This window comes from Streptomyces sp. 1114.5, from assembly GCF_003635085.1.
Lineage (GTDB): Bacteria > Actinomycetota > Actinomycetes > Streptomycetales > Streptomycetaceae > Kitasatospora.
In genome coordinates, this window is the sequence record NZ_RBXE01000002.1 from 1408756 (window position 1) to 1426863 (window position 18108).

General features: G+C 75.1%; 14 protein-coding genes and 1 pseudogene. 6 read left to right on the forward strand and 9 right to left on the reverse strand.

Going from position 1 to position 18108, the window contains the following annotated elements:
- Window positions 1–15: 15 nt before the first annotated feature.
- Window positions 16–573, reverse strand: a complete 558-nt coding sequence (locus tag BX285_RS29420; RefSeq protein ID WP_121178753.1) for a hypothetical protein — start codon at window positions 571–573, stop codon at window positions 16–18.
- A 289-nt stretch (window positions 574–862) separates the two neighbouring features.
- Here BX285_RS29420 and BX285_RS29425 point away from each other — a divergent pair.
- Window positions 863–2373, forward strand: a pseudogene (locus BX285_RS29425) (HEAT repeat domain-containing protein).
- Between the two features lie 115 nt (window positions 2374–2488).
- Here BX285_RS29425 and BX285_RS29430 read toward each other — a convergent pair.
- Window positions 2489–3331: an undecaprenyl-diphosphate phosphatase gene (locus BX285_RS29430; RefSeq protein ID WP_183107280.1), complete on the reverse strand. Its 843-nt coding sequence runs from the start codon at window positions 3329–3331 to the stop codon at window positions 2489–2491.
- Window positions 3332–3540: 209 nt separating this feature from the next.
- The gene (locus BX285_RS29435; protein WP_121178755.1) at window positions 3541–4269 is read right to left on the reverse strand and encodes a bifunctional 2-polyprenyl-6-hydroxyphenol methylase/3-demethylubiquinol 3-O-methyltransferase UbiG; all 729 of its coding nucleotides are present in this window, start codon (window positions 4267–4269) and stop codon (window positions 3541–3543) included.
- A gap of 144 nt (window positions 4270–4413) precedes the next feature.
- On the opposite strand from BX285_RS29435, the gene BX285_RS29440 reads away from it, so the two are divergent.
- Window positions 4414–4959 (forward strand): DUF4396 domain-containing protein, encoded by a 546-nt coding sequence (locus BX285_RS29440; RefSeq protein ID WP_121178756.1) that lies wholly within the window; start codon window positions 4414–4416, stop codon window positions 4957–4959.
- 123 nt (window positions 4960–5082) lie between these two features.
- Here the strand turns inward: BX285_RS29440 and BX285_RS29445 are convergent, their stop codons facing one another.
- A complete protein-coding gene (locus BX285_RS29445; protein ID WP_121178757.1) occupies window positions 5083–5616 on the reverse strand; it encodes a PadR family transcriptional regulator in 534 nt (177 codons plus the stop codon).
- Between the two features lie 105 nt (window positions 5617–5721).
- Here BX285_RS29445 and BX285_RS29450 point away from each other — a divergent pair, with 105 nt between their 5' ends.
- Entirely contained in the window at window positions 5722–6552 is an 831-nt protein-coding gene (locus BX285_RS29450) for an alpha/beta fold hydrolase (RefSeq protein ID WP_121178758.1), read from the forward strand.
- A gap of 83 nt (window positions 6553–6635) precedes the next feature.
- Here BX285_RS29450 and BX285_RS29455 read toward each other — a convergent pair whose 3' ends face one another.
- The 5 genes from BX285_RS29455 to BX285_RS29475 all read right to left on the reverse strand — a co-directional run bounded on the left by BX285_RS29455 (window position 6636) and on the right by BX285_RS29475 (window position 10729).
- Window positions 6636–7499, reverse strand: coding sequence for a biotin-dependent carboxyltransferase family protein (locus tag BX285_RS29455; protein WP_121178759.1), 864 nt, complete (start codon window positions 7497–7499; stop codon window positions 6636–6638).
- A 58-nt stretch (window positions 7500–7557) separates the two neighbouring features.
- Entirely contained in the window at window positions 7558–8220 is a 663-nt protein-coding gene (pxpB, locus tag BX285_RS29460) for a 5-oxoprolinase subunit PxpB (protein WP_259470837.1), read from the reverse strand.
- The gene (locus tag BX285_RS29465; RefSeq protein ID WP_097239816.1) at window positions 8217–8981 is read right to left on the reverse strand and encodes a LamB/YcsF family protein; all 765 of its coding nucleotides are present in this window, start codon (window positions 8979–8981) and stop codon (window positions 8217–8219) included. Before BX285_RS29465 ends, pxpB begins: the two co-directional genes overlap by 4 nt.
- 177 nt (window positions 8982–9158) lie before the next feature.
- Window positions 9159–9755 (reverse strand): hypothetical protein, encoded by a 597-nt coding sequence (locus BX285_RS29470; RefSeq protein WP_259470838.1) that lies wholly within the window; start codon window positions 9753–9755, stop codon window positions 9159–9161.
- A gap of 197 nt (window positions 9756–9952) precedes the next feature.
- Complete coding sequence (locus tag BX285_RS29475) at window positions 9953–10729, reverse strand: IPT/TIG domain-containing protein (RefSeq protein ID WP_121178760.1); 777 nt, start codon at window positions 10727–10729, stop codon at window positions 9953–9955.
- 185 nt (window positions 10730–10914) lie between these two features.
- Between BX285_RS29475 and BX285_RS29480 the strand changes: the two genes are divergently transcribed.
- The 3 genes from BX285_RS29480 (at window position 10915) to BX285_RS29490 (ending at window position 18093) form a co-directional block, all read left to right on the forward strand.
- Entirely contained in the window at window positions 10915–12450 is a 1536-nt protein-coding gene (locus BX285_RS29480; protein WP_373560452.1) for a hypothetical protein, read from the forward strand.
- 59 nt (window positions 12451–12509) lie between these two features.
- Window positions 12510–13385: a hypothetical protein gene (locus tag BX285_RS29485; protein ID WP_121178761.1), complete on the forward strand. Its 876-nt coding sequence runs from the start codon at window positions 12510–12512 to the stop codon at window positions 13383–13385.
- 124 nt (window positions 13386–13509) lie between these two features.
- Window positions 13510–18093 (forward strand): hypothetical protein, encoded by a 4584-nt coding sequence (locus BX285_RS29490; RefSeq protein WP_121178762.1) that lies wholly within the window; start codon window positions 13510–13512, stop codon window positions 18091–18093.
- Window positions 18094–18108 lie beyond the last annotated feature (15 nt).

The following is an 18108-nucleotide window of genomic DNA, read 5'->3' on the forward strand; positions in this document are numbered from 1 at the left end:
AGGCGGTGCCGCGGCTCAGTGCGGCGGTGCCGGGCGGAGCAGCATGCGCAGCGCGGTGACGGTGCCGTCCGCGCCGAGGACGGGCTCGCCCGCGCACTCGACGCTGTCGTGCCGGCCGCAGGCCCGGCGGATCCGCAGGGTGCCGGCGGCGACGCGGCCGTGCACCAGGGCGTCGGTCATCATCCTGCGCAGCAGCGGCCGGTCCGCCTCGGGGAGGCGGTCGGGCAGCCGGTCGAGGCTGAGCGGGCCGTGGGAGGGGTCGCACCCGAGGAGGAGGTAGGTCTCCGCGTTCCAGCGGATGCCGTCGGTCAGCAGGTCCCATTCGGCGGAGCCGAGGACCACACCGTCGTCGCTGCCGCCGCCGAGGTAGGGGCCGGACGGCTCCTGCGCCGTGCCGTCCACTCTGCCGTCCGTTCCGCTGTCGGCGTCTCCGCCGCCGGCCTCGCCGCTGCCACCGCTGCCGTCGTCGCCCTTCGGGGCCGGGGCGTGGACGTCGGAGCCGTGCGCGCCCGCCGGGGCGCCGTCCACCGTGGCGGTGCCCGGCGGGCAGGCGGCTCCTGAGGGCATGTTCATGGCGGGTCCATCGCTCGGGTGTGGCCCGCAGTGAGCGAGCCGTTTCGGGTAGTGAGAAGACTGTCGCACAGCGTCTTCACCTCTGTGGGCGATTTGGACAGATCGCAGGCAAAATTCCCCTGGCATATGCCACTGTGGCAGCGGGCTTCGTCGCCCTGTGTGCGGAAGGGTGCGCGAGGCGGTAACCTTCGGTGATTCCGGCGCCCGGGCGCCCACCGCAGTACCGACCAGAGACCCCGGCGACGGAAATCCCGTTGCCACTACGACCGCCGCAACGGATGCTGACCTCATGTTCGAGCCAGTGATAGCACCCAGTGCCAGCCTCCTAGGCCTCCTGCAGCGAGGCCGTGGTGACGGGCAGCTCCACGCGCTGGCCGCCGACCGTGCCGAGGCCATCGCCGCGCTGGAGGAGTGTGTCACCAGGGACCCGCGAGCCGACTGGCAGGTCGAAAGCCGCTCCCTCTACTACGCCCGCCTCTACATGGAGCTGGAGGCCCCCTCGACGGCATCGAGGACCACCTCCACTCCGCCGAGGACCTGGTCACCGACGACGAGAGCCGCACCGGTCTCGCCCTCTCCGTCCTGGGCCACCTCGCCGCGTACGGCCGGCGCGACGCGCTGCTGATGCTGCGCGAGTACGCCGCCACCGGCGCCAACTGGGCCTGGGCCCTCGACGAGCTCGCCCTGCGCGACGACGACCGAGGCCTGCTGCTGCTCGGCACCGCCGTGCTGGACCACTTCCCGCCCGGCCCCGAGGGCGACGCCGAGCTGCGCGAGTTCATCCGCAACGCCTACGAGCCCCGGCCGTGGCGCCTCTGGGCGGCCTACCACCCGAGAGTGGCCGCGGCCGGCGAGCAGTCGCCCTTCGACCTCTGGCAGCGCCAGGTCAACCGCAGCGGCGTCACGCCCGGTTGGTCCACCGCCGACGTGCTGGCCTGGGCCGACCAGGGCGAACTCGGCGGCGTCGGCGTCGGTGCCTTCCTCGACCGGCCCGACGTCCGCCCGGAGCCTGCGCGCGGCACCGACTCCCCGGCCGGCCCCGACGCGGTGGACCGCCGCGCCGCCGCGGCCGCCCGCTGCCTGACCGCCGTGGTCCGGCCCGAGGACCGCCCGGCGCTGCTGGAGGCGGCCCGCTGCGGCCTGCCCGGCGCCCGCCGCGCGGCCCTGCGCTACCTGGTCGAGCAACGGGACCCGGCCGCCGTCGAGCTGATCGAGGTCGCCGCCACCGACGTGGACGACCGCATCGTGCGGGCCGCCCTGGAACTGCTCGGCCGGATGCGCGGCCCCGAGGTGCTGGCGCAGGCCCGCCGCTGGGCGGACCCGGCCAGCGGCGGCGCGGACAGCGCACTCGGCGAGGCCGCCGTCCAGCTGCTCGCCGACGCCGGGGAGCCGCAGGACGCCCCGCTGGTGGTGGCCGGGCTGCGCCGCTGGGTCTCCGTACGCGGGGTGACCGGTACCGGGCTCGGGTCGCTGGTGGACGGTGCGGGGCGGCTGGCCGCCGCCGACGCCGTACCGGTCCTGCGCCACATCTACGGCGAGGCCGCCTCCTCCGAGCTGCGCGGTCGCGCCGCCAGGGCGCTCGCCGCGACCGACGTGCACTTTCCCGAGGGGCCGGCCGTCGAGTGCCTCTGGGACTGCGAGGAGTCCACGCGTGAGCTCGCCGCGCGCCATGTCGCCACCACGGGCGACGCGCGTGTGCTGGAGCGGCTGCGCAGGCTCGCCGCCGACCCGGCCGAGGAGGCCGAGGTCCACGCCGCTGTACGCGGGCGACTGACCGCCGCCCGGGAGTTCGGGCGTTAGGTCCGCGACATCGCGCCGAGTGGGCCGGGACACCGTCGGGTGTCCCGGCCCACTGCTTTCCCCGTCCGGGACGTGGCTCTTCCCCTTCCGGGCCCGGCCTTTCTGGAACCGGGTTCTACTTCACCGCGCCCGCGTCCGGGGTGAGGACGCCGCCGGCCGCCAGTCCGATGATCAGGACACCGAGTAGCACCCGGTAGACCACGAACGGCAGGAAGCTGTGGCTGGAGATGTACCTGAGGAACCAGGCGATCGCCGCGTAGCCGACCACGAAGGCGATCAGGGTCGCCAGGACGGTCGGTCCCCAGGCCGGGGCCGGGCCCTCGCCGATCTTGAACAGCTCCAGCGTCCCGGAGGCGAGCACCGCCGGGATCGCCAGCAGGAAGGAGTACCGGGCCGCCGCCTCCCGGCTGTAGCCGAGCAGCAGACCCGCGCTGATCGTGCCGCCGGAGCGGGAGACGCCCGGGATCAGCGCCAGCGCCTGGGCGAAGCCGTAGACGCCCGCGTGCGGCAGGGTGAGGTCGGTGATCGGACGGGCGTGCCGGATCGCCCGGGTGCGGTCGGCGAAGGCCAGGACCAGGCCGAAGACGATCAGCGTGGTGCCGATGATCCGCAGGTCCCGCAGGTGGGTCTCGATGGTGTCCTGGAACAGCTTGCCGAGGATGCCGATCGGCAGCGTGCCGATGATCACGAACCAGCCCATCCGGGCGTCCGGGGCGGAGCGCAGCGCCGGGCGGAACAGGGACCGCGCCCAGGTCCGCACGATCGAGGCGATGTCCCGGCGGAAGTAGATCAGCACCGCCGCCTCGGTGCCGAGCTGGGTCACGGCCGTGAAGGCGGCGCCGGGGTCGTCCCAGCCCAACAGTGCGGAGAAGACCCGCAGATGGGCGCTGGAGGAGATCGGCAGGAACTCGGTGAGCCCCTGGATCAGGCCGAGTACGGCCGCGTGGAACCAGGCGATCACCGGACACCCGCCGGGGGTATCCGTCGGGGGTGGGACAGGGGCGGCATGTGCGGGTCCTCGCGGGTCGGAAGGGCATGCGGACGACCGCGACCCGCCCGGCCCGGAGGCCGCGCACGGCCCGGCGCGCGGCCGATGGTACGGGGTGAAAGTGACGGTTCTTTGTTCACCCTTGGTACGGGCTTTGCGTTCGGGGCCCTTTCGGGGTGTCACGGCCGATGTGGCTCCTGCGGCCGGTGCGCCGGCCGTGCCCGGACCCAGGTGCGGTCCTCGGTCAGGTACCGCTCGGCCGTCAGGCCGGCGTCCGCCAGTGCCTGTTCGAACGCTTCGGTGTCGAGCGGGCGGGAGAGGAAGGTCTGCGTCCAGGTGCCGTCCGGGAAGGTGTACTCGCAGCGGACGGAGTTCACGCCGTCGCCGACCGGTGTGACGGAGACCAGTCGGGACCACGCATCGGGCCCGATCGCCGTCTCGCGCGGCACGTTCAGGTGCCAGTCCTCGCCCTCGCGCTGCACCAGCACGCAGCCGTCCTCGGCGACGTGCCGGCGGCAGGTCTCCAGCAGGCCCTGGCGGACCGCCGCGTCGCCGGCGTGCACCAGGAAGGAGGCGAGCAGCACGACGTCGAAGCGCTCGCCGAGGTCCAGCGCCTCGATGGGGCTGCGCACCGTACGGACGCCCGGGCGGATCCGGGCCAGCATCTCGGCGGACTCGTCCACGGCTGTCACGGTGAAGCCGCGGTCGGTCAGCGGGTGCGTCATCCGGCCCACGCCGCAGCCCAGTTCGAGGATGCTCGCGCCGGGCGGCACCGCGGCTTCGATCACCTCCGGGGCGTCGCCGACGGGGAGACGGCTCCACACCTCGACGGCGCATCCGTCCGGGGTGATCGCGCCCTCGCCCGTGCCGTCGTAGCCCTTGCGTCGGTCGTCCGTCGTGTCCGCCATGTCCGTCATCCGAACACGGAGGAGTGCCCGGGCGGAAGAGGGCGTCGCCGGGGCTTGGCAGATACCCTAGGGGGGTATAACTTCGATCATCGACGGAGTGAGGGAAGCGGCGCCGAACGGGCGCCGGAGCACGCGGAGGACGACATGGCACACCCCGCACAGCACGAGCATCACGGTCACCACGAGCACCACGGCCACGAGCACCAAGGCCACGGCGCTCATGGCGGGCACCACCAGGCCGCCGCCGGTGGAGCCGGGTGGCGGACGGCCGCGCAGGCGACCCTGCACTGCCTCACCGGCTGCGCCATCGGCGAGATCCTCGGCATGGTGCTCGGCACCGCCTTCGGCCTGCACAACGGCGCGACCGTGGTGCTGTCGATCCTCCTGGCCTTCGTCTTCGGCTACGCGCTGACCATGCGCGGCGTGCTGAACGCCGGTCTGGACGTGGGCGCCGCGGTGAAGGTCGCGCTGGCTGCCGACACGGTGTCGATCCTGGTGATGGAGCTGATCGACAACACCGTGATGGTCACCGTCCCCGGGGCGATGGACGCCGGCCTCGGTGACCTGCTGTTCTGGGTGTCGCTGGCGGGTTCGCTGGCCCTGGCCTTCGCGCTGACCGTCCCGGTCAACAAGTGGATGATCGGCCGGGGGCGCGGCCACGCCGTGGTCCACGCCCACCACCGGCACTGACCGCGCATCGCGCAGAGCGCACCGCGGATGGCGCAGCGCGCGGCCTCGCCGACGGCGCCGACGGCCCGCACCGACCTCGTACGGTCGGTGCGGGCCGTCGGCGCTTTCCGGCGCGGTCGGCCGCTACCGCTCCCCGTCCTCCAGCTCGGCCAAGGTCGCGTGCAGCCAGGCGAGTTCGGCCTCGGTGGTGGCGCGGGCGATCAGCAGCTGGCCGCGCCGGAAGGGGTCGTCGAACTCCTCGGCGGCACGCGGGCGGTCGCCGTCGTAGTAGAAGCTCGCCGGTTCGGAGAGGAAGGCGAGGCGGCGGCGGAGCACGGCGGCCTGGGCGGTGGGGTCGTCGAGGTGGCGCAGGAAGGCGAGCAGGGCGAACCAGCGGTTCTCGTCGCTGATGTCGAGCGGCTCGGGTTCGCGCAGCCGGCCGAGGAGTTCGGCGCGGCCGGCCTCGGTGAGGTGCAGGGTGTGCCGGGGGGCGGCGGCGCTGCCGGGCTCGGGCTTGCGGACCAGCAGGCCGGCGGCCTCCAGGCGCTTGATCGCGGGGTAGAGCGTGCCGTCGCTGATCGGCTGGACGTGCCCGGTGAGCGCGGCGAGGTGGCGGCGCAGCTCGTAGCCGTGCAGCGGCCGGTCGTACAGGAACCCGAGGATCGCCAGCTTGAACATGGCGCCACTCTCTCACACCCGTCCATCGGCCTCTAGGTATATCGAGTGCCATATACCTCGTGATCGAGGTATGGTTCGGGCGTTCCCAGGAAGAGGAGTCCTGCCATGCGCCACGCCCCCGTCACCCCGAACGGCGATCTGATCCGCTGGGTCGAGCTGCCCGGCGCCGAGCCCGCCCGGCTCTACCTGCACGGCCTGGGCGCCAGCTCGCCGGTGTACTTCGCGGCCGCCGCCGCCCACCCGCTGCTCGCCGGGCGCCGCTCGCTGCTGCTGGACCTGCTCGGCTTCGGCATCAGCGACCGGCCGACGGACTTCGGGTACACGCTGGAGGAGCACGCCGACGCGGTGGCGGCGGCGGTGCGGGCGGCCGGGCTGAGCCGGGTCGAGGTGGTCGGCCACAGCATGGGCGGCGCGGTCGCGATCGTCCTCGCGCACCGGCACCCCGCGCTGGTCTCGCGGCTGCTCCTGGTGGACGCCAACCTGGACCGGATCGACCCCGCCCGGCAGCGGCCCGGCAGCAGCGGCATCGCGAGCTACACCGAGGCGGAGTTCCTGGCCGGCGGCCGGGACGAAGTCGCCGAGCGGGTCGGGCCGTTCTGGTGGTCCACGATGCGGCTGGCCGACCCTCGGGCGCTCCACCGAAGCGCCCGCCACCTGGCCCGCGCGACCGAGCCGACCATGCGGGAGATGTTGCTCGGCCTCGACCTCCCGCGCACCTTCCTGTATCCGGCGGCGGACGGCGATCCGACCGACGGCGGGCCTGCGGACGGCGATCCGACCGACGGCGGGCCTGCGGACGGCGGGCCGGCGGACGCGGACGGGCTGCGCGCGGCGGGCGTCCGGGTGGTCGCCGTGCCGGACTGCGGGCACAACATCATGCTCGACAACCCGGACGGCTTCGCCGCAGCCGCGGCGGACGCGCTCGGCCTGGGCTGAGTGGGACCTCAACGCGCCGACGCGGAAGCGCCGTTGGGCCGCCGAGCGGCGAGACCCAGCAGGGCCAAGCCCAGCGGATGGCTTCAGCGTCCCCGCAGCGGCACGAACCGGACCGGCGTGCCCGGCCGGGCCTGCGCGGCGGCCGCGAGGTCGGCGGCCGGGACGACGCCGACCACCGGGTACCCGCCGGTGGTCGGGTGGTCGGCCAGGAAGACCACCGGCTGCCCGTCCGGCGGGATCTGCACCGCACCCAGCACCATGCCCTCGCTGGGCAGTTCGCCCTCCCGGGCGCGCGCGACCGGCGGGCCCTCGGTGCGCAGCCCGACCCGGTTGCCGGTGGCGGAGACCCGGTAACCGTCGCGGCCCAGCCGGGCCACCGCCTCCGGGGTGAACCAGTCCGCGCGCGGGCCGAGCCGTAGGCGCAGCACCAGTTCGGTCGGGGGTGCGGGCAGCGGCACCAGCTCGGGCCGGGCCCGGTAGGGCGGGGGAGTGCCGACCGGCAGGCGGTCCCCGGCGGTCAGCGGGGCCGGTCCGAGGCCGGCGAGCAGGTCGGCCGAGCAACTGCCCAGCACCGGCGGGACGGCGATCCCGCCCGCCACCGCGAGGTAGCCGCGCACCCCGTCCGTCGCCGGGCCCACCTCGACCACCGCCCCGTCCGGGACCACGACCGGCGCGCCCCAGGCGGCCGGCCGTCCGTCCACCCGGACGGGCGCGGGCGCGCCGGTGACGGCGACCAGCACCCGTCCGACGGCCCGCAGCGCGACCCCGCCGAGCGTGGTCTCCAGCCCGGCGGTCCCGGGCTCGTTGCCCACCAGCCGGTTGGCCGCCCGCAGGGCCGGCTCGTCCAGCGCCCCGGCCCTGGGCACCCCGAGGTGCGCGACGCCGTGCCGCCCCAGGTCCTGGACCGTGGTCAGCGGCCCCGGCCGCACCACCACCAGCTCGCTCATCCCCGCCTCCGTCCCCGCTTCCCTTCCCGGTTCCGTCCCCACCAGCATCGCCGCGTGCTCAGGCCCGGGCCGAGGTGAAGCGGACCCGCACGCCCGGCGCCAGCAGGGCCGGGGGATCGCGGTCGGTGTCCCAGAGGGGGAGCGCCGTACGGCCGACGAGCTGCCAGCCGCCGGGGGAGGGGTGCGGGTAGACACCGGTGTACGAGCCGGCCAGGGCGACCGAGCCGGCCGGGACGGAGCTGCGCGGGGTGGCCCGGCGCGGCACCTCGTAGCGGGCGGGCAGGCCGGTCAGGTAGCCGAAGCCCGGGGAGAAGCCGCAGAAGGCGACGGTGTACTCCGGTTCGGTGTGGATCCTGACGGCTGCCTCCTCGGACACCCCCCACAGCGCGGCGACCTCGGCCAGGTCCGCGCCGTCGTACACCGTCGGCACCTCCAGCAGTTCCCCGCGCGCCGTGCGGGCCGCCGTCGGACGGGCGGTGCGCAGCAGCCGCGCCACCGCGTCGACGTCCGCGACGCCGTCCAGCAGCACTGTGCGGGCGGCCGGGACCAGCTCCTCGACCTCGCCGAGCACGCCCGCCTCCCGCTGCTCGCGCAGCCACCCGTACAGCGCCGCGACCTCGGCCGTCCCGGCCAGTTCGACCAGCAGCGCCCGCTCGCCGGCCCGCCGTACGGCGACCGCCGGTTCGTCGGCGCCCGCCGCCGGCACCCCGTCGGCCGTCACGTGAACGCCTCCACCCGCACGCCCGCGGAGGCCAGCGCGCCGCGCACCCGCCAGGCGAGCTGGGCGGCGCCGGGGGTGTCGCCGTGGACGCAGAGCGAGCGGGCCGCGACCGGGATCCGCTCGCCGCCGACGGCCTCCAGCCCGCCGTCGCGGGCGATCGCGACGGCGCGGGTGATCACCGCCTCCGGGTCGTGCACCACCGCACCGACCTCGCGGCGCGGGACGAGCGTTCCGGCCCGGGTGTACGCGCGGTCGGCGAACGCCTCGGCGACCACCGGCAGTCCGACCCCCTCGGCGACCTCCAGCAGCCGGGAGCCGGGCAGCCCGAGGACGGGCAGCGGCCCGTCGCAGACCGCGCCGGCCCGCAGCACACCGGCCACCACGGCCTCGGCCTGCTCGGAGTCGGCGACCACGCGGTTGTAGAGGGCGCCGTGCGGCTTGACGTAGGAGACCTTGGAGCCGGCGGCGCGGGCGAAGACCTGCAGGGCGCCGATCTGGTACGCGATCTCGTCGGAGAGCTCGTCCGGGGGGACGTCCATCGCGCGGCGGCCGAAGCCGGCCAGGTCGCGGTAGGAGACCTGGGCGCCGATCCGGACACCGCGTTCGGCGGCCAGGGCGCAGACCCTGCGCATCGTCGAGGGGTCTCCGGCGTGGAAGCCGCAGGCGACGTTGGCGCTGGTCACCACGGACAGCAGCGCCTCGTCGTCGGTCAGCGTCCAGCGTCCGAATCCCTCGCCGAGGTCCGCATTGAGATCGATCACCGCATCGGCCACGCCCGTCCGCCTCCCAGCAGCTGTTGAGCCAGATGGTAGGGCCTGCGGATGAAGCCCGTTGTCCGTGACCCGGGCGGCGGCGGGCGCCACAGGGCGCCACGGCGCGCGACCTCGCCCCGTACGCCCCGGGGCGGCGCTGTCCCGGGGCGTACGGGCCGTCCTGGCTCAGCTCGCGGGCGCTGGTTCCGCGAAGGAACGTTCCAGCGGACGCAGCGCCCGCAACACGATCAGCAGCGGAATGACGCCGAAGACTCCGAACGACATGTCGATGAATCGCCACACCAGCGGGATTCCCCGCAGCGGCCCGCAGATCAGTGCCAGCGGGATGACGGCCCCGCAGGCGAGCGCCGCCCAGCGGATCACCCAGATGTTGCGGACCGGGTCCCTGAGCGGCCCCCAGAGGGCGGCGCCGATCACCAGATGGGCGAAGGCCAGCCAGTCGGTGCCGTAGGCCAGGAAGGGGTAGTGCCGGTTGGTCTCGACGATGCCCTCGTGGACCCTCAGGAACCAGGCCGTCGCCGCGGGGAAGTGGTCGGTCAGCGGGGCGGCCGGACCGGTCGCGAGGTCGACCAGCCAGCGGGTCTCGGTCTCCAGCGGGAAGGCGGTGAGGCCGCTCAGAACCAGGCAGACCAGGAAGAACCACAACCAGCGCCGGACCCTGCGGAGGACGACCGCCGGTTCGCCGTCCGTCTCGTAGACCTCGTCCACCTCGTCCACCTCGTACACCTCCGTGCCGGGCGGCACGCCGGGCTCGCCGGGCATGCCGAACTGCGGGCGGATCCTTGCCCCGCCTGCGCGGAAGCGACTCTAGACCCCTCTTTTGAACATGTTCAACTAGGGTTGGGAGTGCGGAAGCGCAGGGGCGCCGGGGTGCGGAAGCGCAGGGGCGCCGGGGCCCGGAAACGCAGCGGTGCCCGGGCGCCGAAGCGCCCGGGCACCGGGTTTCGGTCGAGAGCGCGTCAGACCGTGTAGGTGTACGTCGCCGGCGCGGTGGCGGTGCCGCCGGGCGTCACCACGGACACGGGGACGCTGCCCGAGCCGGCCGGCGTGGTCACCGTGCAGGCGGTGTCGGTGCAGCTGCCCGCCGCCGGGACGCCGCCGACCAGCACCATGCCGTGGGCGAGGTTGCTGCCGCTGACGGTCACCGCGGTGCCGCCCGCACCGGGGCCGGTGGTGGTGTCCAGCCCGGTGACGGCCGGGGCGGCCTGGACGGTCGCCGGCAGGTAGCTGCCGGTGCCGAGGTCGTAGCGGGAGATGTGGCCGGTCGGGTCGGTGTCGTTGGGGTTGCCGGCGGTCACCGTGATCACGCCGGTGATCGGCACTCCGGGCGTGGTGCGCAGGTTGAGCTTCATGAACTCGCTCTTCCCGACCGGCCGGGTGCCGGTGAGCACGGCCTCCAGGTGGCGGCCGTCGGGGGAGAGCGTCTCGGTGAAGGTGTAGTCGTACGGCGTGGAGTAGAACATCGCGCCGTCGGTGGTGACGCCCGGCGGCAGGTCGACGGTGAAGTGCGTCGAGCCGGTGAGGGCGGCGGTGCCGGCCGACACCCAGCTCGCCGACATGTTGCCGGAGGTGAAGAACCCGCCGGGGTAGTTGCCGTTCTGCGACACGGTCACGTGCTGCGCGGAGGTCGATACCGTGGCGGTGGAAGCCGCGGCGGCGGAGGCCACGGCGCCGGCGGTGAGGGTGGTCACGGACAGCGCGGCAGCGAGGCCCACTTTGGCCAGTCGGGTGATCATAGGTCGATCATCACCGAACCATTGCGCCGTCCTCACCGGTTTCTCGAAGGTCGGTTCGAGAATGGCGGAATCCCGTCGAAACCGCGTTCTGAAATCGCCCCCCGGAGGGCGGCCCACCTGCCGCTCCGTCCGCCCGCAAGGTCCGTTTCGGTCGATGTCGGTGCGAACCTCTAATCTTGTCCCCCGTGACCGCCATCGCAGACCCGCCCATCGAGCCCGGCCTCCGGCCCGCCGGCCCGGCCGCCGTGCGCCCCGCGCCCGGCCCCGCCGCCGACGAGGGCCTGGCCCGCCGGCTCAAGGCGCTGGCCTGTACCGCCCCGCTGCACGACCTGGACAACCGCAAGGTCAACCTGGCCGGCGAGTACGGCGGCTACGCGATGGCCGAGGTCGGCCTCGCCGCGATCGACCTGGTCACCCTGAACATGGACTTCGACACCGGGGCAGACCGCGAGCTGGTCCTGGCCCGCCTGCTGCCCAGGGTCGCCGCCCAGGCCGCCGGCCGCCCCGCCGTCGAGCACGAGCGGGTGGCCCGCTGGGTGCTGGAGTCGCTGATCAACGTCGGCAGCGTGGACCGCGGCTTCCGCGCCGTCTACGGCACCTTCGGCGCCGACGGCGAGTACGTGCGCCGCGACTACGACTTCAAGCTCATCGAGGAGGTCCCCGGGCCCGACGGCGGGGTCTACCTGCGCACCACGGACGAGGCGGTCAACGTCCTGGTCGGCGCGCTCGACACCGACGTCACCTCCGCCCAGATCGCCGCCGAGGTCAAACTGGAGGTGCTGATCCGCCGGGGCCGCCTGGCCGACGCCCAGCTCGCCGCCGAGCAGGCCCGCTACCGCACCGTCCAGTACGCCGAGACGCTGCGCCGCGCCCTCGACGCCACCCGCCGCAACGTCCGGGCCGTCGACTGGATGCGCGCCGTCCCGGACCTCATCGAGGAGGCGCTGGACCACATCGCGGACCGCTACCGGCACGAGAACGCGATTCTCACCAACATCCGCAAGGCCCGCGACGAGGCCGAGGACCCGGAACACAAGCGCCGCGCCGCCGAACTCGTCGACATCGTCAAGGACTGCATCCGCCGCCACACCCAGCTGCAGACCCGCCTCCTGGAGGCCGGCCCGCTGTTCCGCGCCGAGCAGGACCGGCAGGCCTTCGCCACCCCCGGCGCCCGCAGCGGCATCGACCTGTACGGGCAGCTGCTCGCCCCCGTTCTGCGGCTGCCGGTGGAGCAGGCCGTCCGCCCCACCGGCGCCTTCTTCGCCCGCGGCGTCGGGCTGCGCACCCCGGTCTCCGTCCGGGTCGCCGACCTGGTCGACCTGCTGCTCACCCCGCCGGTCGAACGCGAGCACCTCGGCGCCGAGCTGCCCGACCCGGACCTCGTCGCCACCCCGGACGACAGCCGCTTCTCCGAGGCCCAGCTGGAGTCCGCCCTGGTCCTGCTCGACCTGCCCCCGGACGCCCCCCGTCGGCTCTCCGGCCTGCTCGCCGACGCCCGCAAGCAGGACCCGGACCTGCCGTACCTGGTCGCCCTGCTCGCCGTGCACGCGGCCAGCCCGCCGGTCGGCACCGCCTACCGCCAGGGCGAGGAGCGGCTGCTGTTCGCCGTGGACGACGGCACCCCGCTGCGCGACCCGGAGTTCGGCGGCGCGGACCTGATCGTCGGCAGCGCCCTGCTCGACGCGGTCGGCATGGCCGCCGACCGCAAGGACGCTGGCTGACCGGCCATGACGCACCACCGGAACACCCGTACCACCGCCACCCCCGAGGAGCCCCGCCCGTGACGACCCACCACGACACGTCCTGGGCGGCCGAGACCGAACCCGCGGCCCCGGCGCCGATCACCCCGGCCGACGTCGCCGACGCCGCCCGGCTGGTCTCCTTCGGCCTCCAGGCCAAGCTGCTGCCCGCCCGGGACGCCGAGTACACCGAGCTGGTGCGCCGCCACCGCGAGGACCCGCCGTTCGCCCGGCTCGCCGACGCCATCGCCACCGGCATGGGCCTGGTCGTCCTGGAGGTCTCGCCGCGCGCCGGCATGGCCGTGGCCGCCGCCGAGGACTCGCTGTTCGCCGTCCGGATGGGCGACTACTCGCGCCGCGCCGCCTCCGAGTCCACCGACCGCTTCCTGCACGGCCTGGCCCACCTGGCCGTCGCCGCGATGGCCTTCCCCCGCCCCGAGGACCTCGCCGACGACACCTACCTCGGCCGGATCACCGTCAACGGCGTCGACTCCTTCGTCCGCCAGGCCTGCCGCCGCCTGGAGGAGCAGGCCGACGCCGCCGGCGCCAACACCGACCCGCAGTCCGACGCCCCCGGCCTGGAGGCCGCCTGGCGGGTCTGGGCCCGGCGCACCGCCACCGGCGCCACCAAGGACGCCCGCCGGCTCTCCGGCTCCACCATCGGCATCGTCGCCAAGGCCGTGATGTTCCTGGTCGACTCCGGCTTCCTGCAGAAGGTCTCCGACGACTCCGGCGGCACCTACCGCACCACCGCCCGCTACCAGCTCCAGGTCCGCGACCTGGCCGGCAGTGCGGCCATGGCCGAACTGCTCGACCTGGGCGTCGTCCCGGTCTCCGACGGCACCGCCAGCCTGCTGCCGCCGGACACCTCCGACGAACTGGTCGCCGACGCCGGCCTGCCGTTCCACTCGCTCTGACGCCCGAGCTCCGACGTCCGAGTCCTGACACCCGAGTCCTGACAACCCCAACCCCCGAGTCCTGACCCCCAGCCCCCGAGTTCTGACAACCCCCAGCCACGGAAGCCACGGAGAACCGCCGCACATGTACGAGCTCAACCGGGTCCGCCTCTACTCGATCGGACCGGCCGGCGCCCGCTACGCCGACACGGTGCTCGACCTGCGCGGCGTCGGCGAGCCCGTCGCCGACCCGGCCCCGCAGCAGATCGGCCTGTTCGGCGAGGACCCGGACGGCCCGGTCCGCCGACCCGCCCCGGCCGGCGTGCTCTTCCTGGAGAACGGCGGCGGCAAGTCCGTCCTGCTCAAGCTGATCTTCTCGGTCATGCTCCCCGGCCACCGCAACACCCTCGGCGGCGCCAGCTCCGGCGTGCTGCGCAAGTTCCTGCTCGCCGACGACTGCGGCCACGTCGCCCTGGAGTGGCAGCACACCGTCACCGGCGAACTGATCGTGGTCGGCAAGGTCAGCGAGTGGCGCGGCCGCCAGGTCTCCTCCGACCCGCGCAAGTTCGCCGAGACCTGGTACTCCTTCCGCCCCGGCCCCGGCCTCACCCTCGACTCCCTGCCGGTCGCCGAGCGGGTCAGCCTGGCCGGAGACCAGAAGGCCCGCGGCCGCCGCCGCACCATGAAGGGCTTCCGCGACGCCCTCACCGAGGCCGGCAAGGCCCACCCGTACCTCGACCTGGTCTTCGAGGACGGCCACGACCGCTGGACGGAACACCTCGGCGAACTCGGCCTCGACCCCGAACTCTTCCGCTACCAGCGCGAGATGAACGCCGACGAGGGCGAGGCGGCCGGCCTCTTCGCGGTCAAGCACGACAGCGACTTCACCGACCTGCTGCTGCGCGCCGTCACCGACACCCGGGACACCGACGGCCTCGCCGACCTCGTCCACGGCTTCGCCGCCAAGCTCGGACGCCGCGCCGAACTCACCGCCGAACGCGACTTCACTGCCGGCTCCCTGGACCTCCTGGAGCGCATCGCCGAGGCCACCACCGCCCGCGAGACCGTCCGCGAGGCCCACCGCACCGCCGAACGCCGCACCCGCCGCCTCGCCCACGCCCTCGCCTCCCGCACCGGCGCCGAACGCGACCGCGCCCAGGACCTCGCCATCGAGGTCGCCGCCGCCGCGAGCGCCGTCACCGCCGCCGAGGCCGACCGCACCCGGCACACCCTCATCGCCGACGAACTCACCTACCGGCACGCCACGTTGAGCCTCACCGCGGCCACCGCCGAGGCCGCCGCGCTGCGCCGCGAACTCATCGACGCCCGCACCCTGCACGCCGCCTGGCAGGCCGCCGAGGCGGTCCTGCGCCAGCGCGCCGCCGCCGACCGGGTCGCCCGGGTCGCCGCCGCCATCCGCGAGGCCGAACTGGACGCCGCCCCCGCGCTCGCCGCCCGCGCCCGCGCCGCCACCGCGCTCGCCCGCGCCCTGGAAGCCGCCGCCGCGGCCGCCGAGTCCCGCGCCGACACCGAGGAACAGCGCGCCGGCGAACTCCAGGAGGACGGCGGCAAGGCCCAGTCCGACGCCACCGAGGCCGCCACCGCCGCCCAGAAGGCCCGCAGCGAGGCCGAGCACCTGCGCCAGCGCCTCGCCGAGGTCGAGCAGGAGACCGAGGCCGCCGTCACGGCCGGCTTCATCGACGCCGACGGCGACGTGGACCCGGCCCGCGCCGCGCTGCACGCCGCCGACGTCGAGAAGGCCGCCACCGCCGCACTCGCCCAGGCCCGTACGGCCGCCGAGGCCTGCGCCACCCGGCTGCGCGAGACCGCCGCCGCCACCGCCCGCGCCGAACTCGCCGCCGAACGCGCCGGCGACGCCCGCAAGGACGCCGCCCGCGCGCTGGCCGCCGAACAGCGCACCGCCGCCCTGCTCGCCACCGAACAGCGCCTCGCCGACCTGCTCTCCCTCACCCCGGCACCCACTGATTGGAGCGAAGACGGGTCAGGCGCCGACGAGGACGCCGGCTTCCTCACCCCCGCCGTCCTCGACCGCAACGCCGAGTACCTGCGCGAACTCCTCGACGAGGCCATCGCCACCGCCGAACGCACCCTGTTCGACCTCCGTACGGCCGCCGCCGACGACGCCCGCATCCTCGCCGCCCTCGGCGACGGCGGCCTGCTGCCGCCCGGCCCCGACGTGCTGGCCACCGTCGAGTACCTCGCCGAGCACGGCATCCCGGCCCTGCCCGGCTGGCGCTACCTCGCCCAGTCCGTCGACCCGGCCGACCACGAGGCGATCCTCGCCGCCCGCCCCGAACTCGTCGACGGCGTGGTCGTCACTGACCCGTCCTCGCTGGAACGCGCCCGCGAGGCGTTGCAGGCCGCCGCCCTGCTGCCGCGCTCCACCGTCGCCGTCGGCGCCGCCGCCTCCCTGATCGCCCCGATCACCGACGAGCCCGCCTTCTTCCTCGTGCCGCCGAACCCGGCCATGCACGACGAGTCCGCCGCCGACGGCGAGCGCCGCGACCTGCGAGCCCGGGCGAGCGCCCGCGAGGAGCACATCCGCGAACTCGCCGGCCGCCTCGGCGCCGACCGCGCCCTCGCCGCCCGCCTCGCCTCCTGGCACGCCAGCTGCCCGCCCGGCACGCTCGCCGAACTCGCCGCCGCCGCCGAAGCCGCCCGCGAGCACGCCGAACAGGCCGCCGCCACCCTGGCCACCCTGCGCGCCGACCACGACGAGGCCGAGACCGACCACGCCACCGCCGCCGCTGTCCACGAGGAGCACCGCGAGGCCGCCCAGCGCGCCCGCCGCCGCGCCGACGCCCTCTCCGGCCTCGCCTTCCGCCTGCGCGAGCGCGCCAACTGGGCCCGCCGCCAACGCGAACTCGCCGAGGACGCCGCCGAGTGCGACCGCCGCCAGGCCCTGTGCGCCGAACGAGCCCGCACCTGCGACGAGGACCGCCGCGCCGCCCAGCGCGCCGCCGACGACGCCCGCCGTACGGCCCGCGCCCTGCGCGCCGAACGCGCCGAGATCCCTGCCGCCGAACAGACCGACGAGCCCGCCGACACCGCCCCCGCCGCACTGCCCGCCCTGCGCGAGGCCTACCGCGCCGCTTCCCAGCTGTACGAGAAGGTCGGCGTCGGCGCCGACCTGCGCGCCGAACAGGCCCGCGCCGAGGGCGACGAGGCCGCCGCCGCGGCCGAACTCGACCGCCTCACCAACAAGGTGCGCACCCGCGCCGAGGAACTCCTCGGCAGCCCCGACGGCGCAGACGGCCCGGCCCGCCAGGCCGCCGCCGCCCGCGCCGAGGAACTGGTCGCCACCATCGAGGCCCGCTCCGCCGCCGCCAGCGAGCAGCTCGGCCGCCTGCGCGGCGAGGCCGAGCGCTCCGCCCCCGCCGACGGCGAGGCGCACACCGAGCTGCCCGAGGACCTCGTCCCCACCGACCCCGAGCACGCCCAGGCCCTGCTGCGCACCGCCACCAGCCGGCTCGCCGAACGCCGCGAGGCCCTGGACGCCGCCCGCACCGCGCACGCCGACCTGCAGCGCACCTTCGACACCGCCCAGTCCGCCGCCGCCGACTTCGACGAGCTGGCCGGCCAGCTGCGCGACGGCCTGCGCGACCACCAGGAGGACCCGGACGACCCGGTCGAGCCGTACCTGGGCTCGCTCGGCGAGGCCCGCACCGCCGCCACCGAGGCCCGCCGCAGCCTGCGCACCGCCGCCGGCGAGCTGTCCTCCGCCGAACTCGCCGTCCGCGACACCGCCGACGCCCTCGTCCGGCACGCCAACGCCGCCCGCTACGAGGCCGTCCGCACCCCGGCCCGCCAGCAGATCCGCGAACTGCCCGCCTCCGCCCTGCCCGAGCACGCCGCCGCCTGGGCCGCCGCCTTCGCGCCCCGGCTGCGCGTGCTCACCGACGAGCTCGCCCAGCTGGAGAAGAACCGCGGCTCGATCGTGGACCGCCTGCGCGGCCTGGTCGAGTCCTCGCTCACCACCCTGCGCGCCGCCCAGCGCCTCTCCCGGCTGCCCGAGGGCCTGGGGGAGTGGTCCGGCCAGGAGTTCCTCCGGATCCGCTTCGAGGACCCGGACCACGCCACCCTGGTGGAACGCCTCGGCGAGGTCATCGACGAAGCCACCCGCGCCGCCGTCCGGAAGAACAGCGACCTGCGCCGCGACGGGATGTCCCTGCTGCTGCGCGGGGTCGCCGCGGCGATCGGCCCCAAGGGCGTCAGCGTCGAGATCCTCAAGCCCGACGCGGTGCTGCGCGCCGAGCGGGTCGGCGTCGGCCAGATGTCCGACGTCTTCTCCGGCGGCCAGCTGCTCACCGCGGCCATCGCCCTGTACTGCACGATGGCCGCGCTGCGCGCCAACGACCGCGGCCAGTCCCAGCTGCGGCACGCCGGCACGCTCTTCCTGGACAATCCGATCGGCCGCGCCAACGCCACCTACCTGCTGGAGCTCCAGCGCGCCGTGGCCGATGCGCTCGGCGTCCAACTCATCTACACCACAGGCCTGTTCGACACCACCGCGCTCGCCGAGTTCCCGCTGGTGATCCGACTGCGCAACGACGCCGACCTGCGGGCCGGCCTCAAGTACATCTCCGTCGAGGAGCACCTGCGCCCGGGCCTGCCCGCCGCACCGGACCCGGACGGCCCGGCCATCCACGGCGAGATCACCGCCACCCGAATGTTCAAGCGCCCAGCGGAGGTTCCCGCGCAGGCGTGAACTGGCTAGCGTGAT

Excerpts from the sequence above, each read along its gene's own strand:
- BX285_RS29435 (WP_121178755.1), bottom strand. The coding sequence starts at position 4,269 with ATGGCGGACACGACGGACGACCGACGCAAGGGCTACGACGGCACGGGC.
- BX285_RS29420 (WP_121178753.1), bottom strand. The coding sequence starts at position 573 with ATGAACATGCCCTCAGGAGCCGCCTGCCCGCCGGGCACCGCCACGGTG.
- BX285_RS29470 (WP_259470838.1), bottom strand. The coding sequence starts at position 9,755 with ATGCCCGGCGAGCCCGGCGTGCCGCCCGGCACGGAGGTGTACGAGGTG.
- BX285_RS29490 (WP_121178762.1), top strand. The coding sequence starts at position 13,510 with ATGTACGAGCTCAACCGGGTCCGCCTCTACTCGATCGGACCGGCCGGC.
- BX285_RS29450 (WP_121178758.1), top strand. The coding sequence starts at position 5,722 with ATGCGCCACGCCCCCGTCACCCCGAACGGCGATCTGATCCGCTGGGTC.
- BX285_RS29445 (WP_121178757.1), bottom strand. The coding sequence starts at position 5,616 with ATGTTCAAGCTGGCGATCCTCGGGTTCCTGTACGACCGGCCGCTGCAC.
- BX285_RS29475 (WP_121178760.1), bottom strand. The coding sequence starts at position 10,729 with ATGATCACCCGACTGGCCAAAGTGGGCCTCGCTGCCGCGCTGTCCGTG.
- BX285_RS29440 (WP_121178756.1), top strand. The coding sequence starts at position 4,414 with ATGGCACACCCCGCACAGCACGAGCATCACGGTCACCACGAGCACCAC.
- BX285_RS29455 (WP_121178759.1), bottom strand. The coding sequence starts at position 7,499 with ATGAGCGAGCTGGTGGTGGTGCGGCCGGGGCCGCTGACCACGGTCCAG.